Origin of the sequence: Actinomadura sp. KC216 (assembly GCF_004348535.1) — a bacterium.
Taxonomy (GTDB): domain Bacteria; phylum Actinomycetota; class Actinomycetes; order Streptosporangiales; family Streptosporangiaceae; genus Spirillospora.
Genome location: NZ_SMJX01000454.1, coordinates 1 through 5,141 on the forward strand (window position 1 = coordinate 1; position 5,141 = coordinate 5,141).

6 protein-coding genes are annotated in these 5,141 nt (G+C 77.1%); 3 read left to right on the forward strand and 3 right to left on the reverse strand.

The window, feature by feature from the left end; genetic code table 11:
• The first annotated feature begins 481 nt into the window (after positions 1-481).
• From E1264_RS39810 to E1264_RS39820, 3 genes are all read left to right on the forward strand, one after another.
• Positions 482-1,726, forward strand: coding sequence for a hypothetical protein (locus E1264_RS39810; protein WP_132182292.1), 1,245 nt, complete (start codon positions 482-484; stop codon positions 1,724-1,726).
• 102 nt (positions 1,727-1,828) lie between these two features.
• Positions 1,829-2,128 (forward strand): 4a-hydroxytetrahydrobiopterin dehydratase, encoded by a 300-nt coding sequence (locus tag E1264_RS39815; protein WP_132182294.1) that lies wholly within the window; start codon positions 1,829-1,831, stop codon positions 2,126-2,128.
• A gap of 9 nt (positions 2,129-2,137) precedes the next feature.
• Positions 2,138-2,629: a TIGR00725 family protein gene (locus E1264_RS39820; protein WP_243711461.1), complete on the forward strand. Its 492-nt coding sequence runs from the start codon at positions 2,138-2,140 to the stop codon at positions 2,627-2,629.
• Between the two features lie 36 nt (positions 2,630-2,665).
• On the opposite strand, the gene E1264_RS39825 is transcribed toward E1264_RS39820, so the two are convergent.
• From E1264_RS39825 to E1264_RS39835, 3 genes are all read right to left on the reverse strand, one after another.
• Complete coding sequence (locus E1264_RS39825) at positions 2,666-3,457, reverse strand: SDR family oxidoreductase (RefSeq protein WP_132182296.1); 792 nt, start codon at positions 3,455-3,457, stop codon at positions 2,666-2,668.
• A 25-nt stretch (positions 3,458-3,482) separates the two neighbouring features.
• Entirely contained in the window at positions 3,483-4,331 is an 849-nt protein-coding gene (locus E1264_RS39830) for a hypothetical protein (protein WP_132182298.1), read from the reverse strand.
• Between the two features lie 150 nt (positions 4,332-4,481).
• The gene (locus E1264_RS39835; protein WP_132182300.1) at positions 4,482-5,003 is read right to left on the reverse strand and encodes a pyridoxamine 5'-phosphate oxidase family protein; all 522 of its coding nucleotides are present in this window, start codon (positions 5,001-5,003) and stop codon (positions 4,482-4,484) included.
• Positions 5,004-5,141 lie beyond the last annotated feature (138 nt).

Consider the following 5,141-nt stretch of genomic DNA (forward strand, 5'->3'; position numbering starts at 1 on the left):
GGCGGAGGCCCGCAGCGGGCCGGTCTCGGCGACCGCGTCGCACAGGCCGCGGTCGACCGCGGCCACGCGCGCGGGGATCAGCCCCGCCGCGCGATGAGAGGTGAACTCGTTCTCCAGGGTCGTGTCCCAGCCGTAGTCGGCCAGCGGCGACGACCCCGCTGAAGGGGAAGACAATGTTTCGGAACCTTCGCGTGAAAAGGGGCCCCGGCACGGACGCGCCGCAACGCGCACACGAACAGGCGGTGCGGGAAAGCGGGTCAGGTCAGCCGGCGGCCCGGGAAATGAGGACGGGCCAGATGCTGCTGCGGGCAGCAGCCACCGCAACGACGGCCATACGTCCACACCTCCTCACGAGTCCGCCGCGACTCTACCGCCGCCCGCCGGACCCGTCCAACCCGATTTCCGCGCCCGCCGCCCGGAACCGGCGGCCCAGTTCGGAAGTTATGGTGATTTGTGGGGCGGATCGCGAGGAAGAGGGGGCGTGGCCGTGGACGACAACGACAACGACAACGTGGACCTTGACAAGACCGCCCGCGCGCAGCCGGAAGGCGCCGGCCGGGACGCCGCCGACCGCCCCGGGACCGGGCTGGCCGAACGCGCCGACCAGGCCGCCGCCGAAAGCCTCGAACGGCTCTGGGAGGGGCTGGCACCCGCCGCCGCGTCCGCCGCGCGGATGGCCGTCACCGCCGGTGAGCCCGTCACCGCCGCGGCGCGCGAGGCCGCCGCGCGCGCCGCGACCCGCATCCTGGACCAGGTGTCGGGCACGCCCGTGATGAAGGCCGTCGAGCAGGCCGCCCGCGACGCCGCCGTCAAGGCCGCCGGCGCCGCCGCCGAGCGGGCCGTCACCGAGGCCCGCAACGCCGCCGCGGCCAACCCCGCCACCGCGAGCGCGTTCGAGGCCGCCGCCACCGCCATGACCCTCGCCGAGCAGGCCGGGCGGCAGGCCGCCCGGCACCCGATGGCCGCCGCCGCGCGCCGGCTGGCCGCCGGGAGCCCGCTGGCCCGCGCCGCGACCGCCACCGCGAAGGACGTCGCCGGACGCACCGTCACCGCGACCGTGTCCGCCCCCCTCGTGCAGGCCGCGACCAGGACCGTCGTGGACGCCGCGGTCGACACCGTCGCCGACGCCGCCGTCGACGCCGCGATGATCGCCGGCCGCGACGTCGTCGCCCGCGTCGTCCGCGAGACCGCCGAGCAGGCCGCCCGCGACCTGGCCGCCGGGCTGCGCGACCGCGCCCGCGACGCCGCCGCGCGCGCCGCCCGCGACACCGGCGTCGACCCCGCCGACCTCGCGCCCCTCACCGGCGCCGCCCGCACCGCCGGGGACCTGCTCACCACCGCCGCCGGCAGCGCGTTCGCCCGCACCGCCCGCGACCTGGCGCTGCGGGCCGCCGCCCGCGCGGGCACCGCCGCGATCGAGGCCGTCCTGCGCGAGCTGATCCGCGACGCGCTCAAACTCGCCCTGAAGGACACCCTGCGCGGCCTCATCATCGACGTCTCCCGCGACGTCGTCGTCGACGTCGCCAAGACCACCTGGACCACCGCCACCCGCCCCGCCGCGGGGCCCGCCGCCGCGAAGGGCACGGCCGTCGTGGTCGAGGCGACCGCCGAACCCGCCGGCGACGTGTGGGCCGACGCCACCGCCGAGGTCGCCGTGACGATCACCGCACAGGTCACGGACCCGGAAACGGCCGTGCAGGGCCCGCCCAGCGACGACGCGCCCTGACCCGCGCCTCCCGCGCCGCGCCGTCCCGGCCGTGATGTACTCGAAGGAGCAAGGCCGCCCGCGCCGACGAACACGCGGCGGCGAACAAGGGAGGGACACCCGATGGCCGACACGCTCGACGACACCGCCGTCGCCGGCCGCCTGCGCGACCTGCCCGCCTGGACCCGCGACGGCGACACCATCCGCCGCCAGGTCAAGGCGCCCTCGTTCCCGGCCGGGATCGACGTGGTCACCGACGTCGCCCGCGCCGCCGAGGACGCCGACCACCACCCCGACATCGACATCCGCTGGCGCACCCTGACCTTCACCCTCACCACCCACAGCGCCGGCGGCCTCACCGGCAAGGACTTCGACCTCGCCGCCGAGATCGACGCGATCGCCGCCCGGCACGGCGCCGGGTAGGCGGCGCCCGTGCCGCCGGACGCGCGGGTGCCGGTGCAGGTGGCGGTGTGCGGGCCGGGCGAGTGCACCGAACGCGAATGGGACCACGCCCACCGGACCGGAAGCCTCCTCGCCGCCCGCGGCGCCGTGGTCGTCTGCGGCGGGCACGGCGGCGTCATGGCCGCCGCGGCCGCCAGCGCCCGCGCCGCCGGCGGGATCACGGTCGGGATCCTGCCCGAGGCCGACCGCGCCGCCGCCGGTCCCGACCTGGCCGTCGCGCTGCCCACCGGCCTCGGCCAGGCCCGCAACGCCCTCATCGTCAACGCCGCCGACGCCGTCATCCTCGTCGGCGGATCCTGGGGGACGCTGTCGGAGCTGGCCCTGGCGATGCGGCGCGGCACCGTCCCCGTCGTGCAGCTCGGCGGATGGCGGATCCACGACCCGGACGGGCACCCGCTCGGCGGCATCGTCCACGTGGCTGATCCCGAGGACGCGGTCCGCGCCACCGGCCTCTGGCCCTAGCGGCCCCCCGCCCCGGGCGGCGGGGGAGCGGCACCGCTAGTGGGCGGAGAAACCGCCGTCCACGAAGATCGACTGGCCGGTGACGTAGCCGGCCGCCGCCGACGCCAGGAACACCGCCGCGCCCGCGAAGTCGCCCGGCAGGCCGTTGCGGCCGGTCATCGTCCGCTCGGCCAGCGCCTTCACCGTCGCCGGCTCCGACGACAGCCGCGCGTTCAGCGGCGTCATCACGAACCCCGGCACCAGCGTGTTCGCCGTCACGCCCCGGCCCGACCACGCCTCGGCCTGCGACCGGGCCAGCGCCACCAGGCCCGCCTTGGACACCCCGTAGGCGCCACTGGTCACCGACGCCCGGAACGCCTGCTGCGAGGCGATGTGGATCAGCCTCCCGAAGCCGCGGCCCGCCATGCCCGGGCCGAACCGCTGCCCGAGCAGGAACGGCGCGTCCAGGTTCACCGCCATCGTGGCGTCCCACACGTCCTCGCCGAGCTCGTCCATCGGCGGCCGCAGGTTGATCGCCGCGGCGTTCACCAGGATGTCCGGCTCACCGAACGCCGCCACGGCACCGTCGGCCGCCGCCGCGACACCCGCCCGCGACCCCAGGTCCGCGCTCACCGCCGCCGCGCGGCAGCCGTGCCCCTCCAGGTCCCGGACCGCCGCCGCCAGCTCCGCCTCCCGCCGCGCGACGACCACCACCGCCGCGCCCGCCCGCGCCAGCGCCTCCGCGATCGCCCGGCCGATGCCCGAGCTGCCGCCCGTCACCACCGCGACCCGCCCCTCCAGCGAGAACAGCTCCGACAGGTACGGGACGGGAGAAGGGCGACCGCTCATGACCGCAGAGTGTAAACGGGGCGTGTCACCTGTCGCCCGCGTCCCCCGCCGCGCGGCCGGAGGCCGGACGCGCATCGCCCTCCCGGTCCGCAGGCCCTGTGGGCGCCGTGGGCGCCGTGGGCGGCGCCTCGCGAGTGGCGCCCGCCCTCTTGCGGCGGCGTGCCTCCCGCGCGGCCACGCCCACCGCGATCAGGATCGGCACCCAGAACTTCGCCGTCGCCAGCAGCGCCGCCAGCCACGGCGGCGCCGACACATCCGGAAGATCGGGCAGGTCCGGCCAGGGAACGTCGGGCCACGGGATCGACGGCCCGTCGACGTCCGGGAACGGCACGTCCACGTCCGGCCGCGGGATCCACCTCAGCAGCATCCGCACCAGCACGCCCAGCCCCAGCAGCGGGAACACCACCCGGCCGACCGCCGCCACCACGTGCCGCGAGGCGTACAGGACCGGATGCGCCCGCGCCAGCGCCTCCCGCCTGGCCGCCCGCGTCCCCGCGGGGGCCTCGAACGCGATCTTCTCCCGCTTCCCGCCCTTCTCCGCGCCGTCCGCGTCCTTCCGCGGGCGGGCGCCCTTCTCCAGGCTCACGCGCTCCGGGGCGTCCCCGGCGGGTGCCGGCGGGACCAGGTCGCAGCGGGCCGCCTGCCCGTCGACCAGGCCGAGGACGTCGAACACGACCTCGACACTGGAGTCCCCGTACGGGACCGACGCCTTCAGCCAGTCGGTCGTGGCCTCCCCGGCGGGTTCACCGTCCACGAACAGGCGCACGACCCGGTTCCACCCGGCCCGCGCGGTCTCGGCCTCCAGCCGCCGGCCGTCGTGCTCCAGCCTCCAGCGGCCCGCGGGCGCGCCGCTCAGCGAGATACCCCCAGTCATGCCGCCCAGTCTCCGCGCCGCCCGGCCCCCGCGAATCGCCCGAACGGCCACGCCCGGTAGACCAAAGTCGGCACGCCCGCAGACCGGCGTCGCCCCGCGAAAGGCCACCCCGCGAAAGGCCGCGCGGCGGGAGACCGGGCGGCGCCGGGGTCAGGCGAAGCGCCAGCGGGTCGCGCCGAACGGCTCGGTGATGCCGACCGCGACGACGGTGTGGAAGGTGAAGCGGTACACCTGCCACGGCGGCGGGCCCGCGCTCTGCGCGCTGAACGGCGCGGTCAGCGCGTCGCCGTCGACCTGCGCCGGCCAGCCGCCCTCCCGGTAGCCGGCGGCGATCGGCTCCAGCACCGCGGGGTCGGTGACGCGCCGCGCCTCGCCCTCCAGCACCACGTCCGCGACCGCCGTCCGCAGCGAGAACGTGCACGCCGGGTTCGCCGCCAGGTCGCGGGACTTGCGGGTGCCGGGCCCGCTGGTGAAGTACAGGTCGCCCTCGTACCACTGCGCGCCGACGCCCGCCGCGTGCGGGCGGCCGTCGGGCCGGGCGGTGCCGAGGAACACCGGCGTCTCCATCTTCGGCAGCGCCGCGGTCAGCGCGTCCCGCACGGTGTCCCACGCCAGCTCCCCGCCGCCGTAGATGTCCAGGTTGCGGGCCTCGGCGGGCTCACGGTCGGTCATCGTCGTCCTCCTCCGGACGCGTCCTGTGCCGCGCCCTGTCACCCATGCAGACCGCGCGTGGCGGCCGAACTCATCGCTCCTTCACCCATGGCCCCTACCCCGGCAAGGGCCGTTCCTCCGGGGCGGTGGGGTTGGTGG

What these genes read in the sequence shown, in the direction of transcription:
- E1264_RS39815 (WP_132182294.1), top strand. Translation starts at nt 1,829, where the DNA reads ATGGCCGACACGCTCGACGACACCGCCGTCGCCGGCCGCCTGCGCGAC.
- E1264_RS39825 (WP_132182296.1), bottom strand. Translation starts at nt 3,457, where the DNA reads ATGAGCGGTCGCCCTTCTCCCGTCCCGTACCTGTCGGAGCTGTTCTCG.
- E1264_RS39830 (WP_132182298.1), bottom strand. Translation starts at nt 4,331, where the DNA reads ATGACTGGGGGTATCTCGCTGAGCGGCGCGCCCGCGGGCCGCTGGAGG.
- E1264_RS39835 (WP_132182300.1), bottom strand. Translation starts at nt 5,003, where the DNA reads ATGACCGACCGTGAGCCCGCCGAGGCCCGCAACCTGGACATCTACGGC.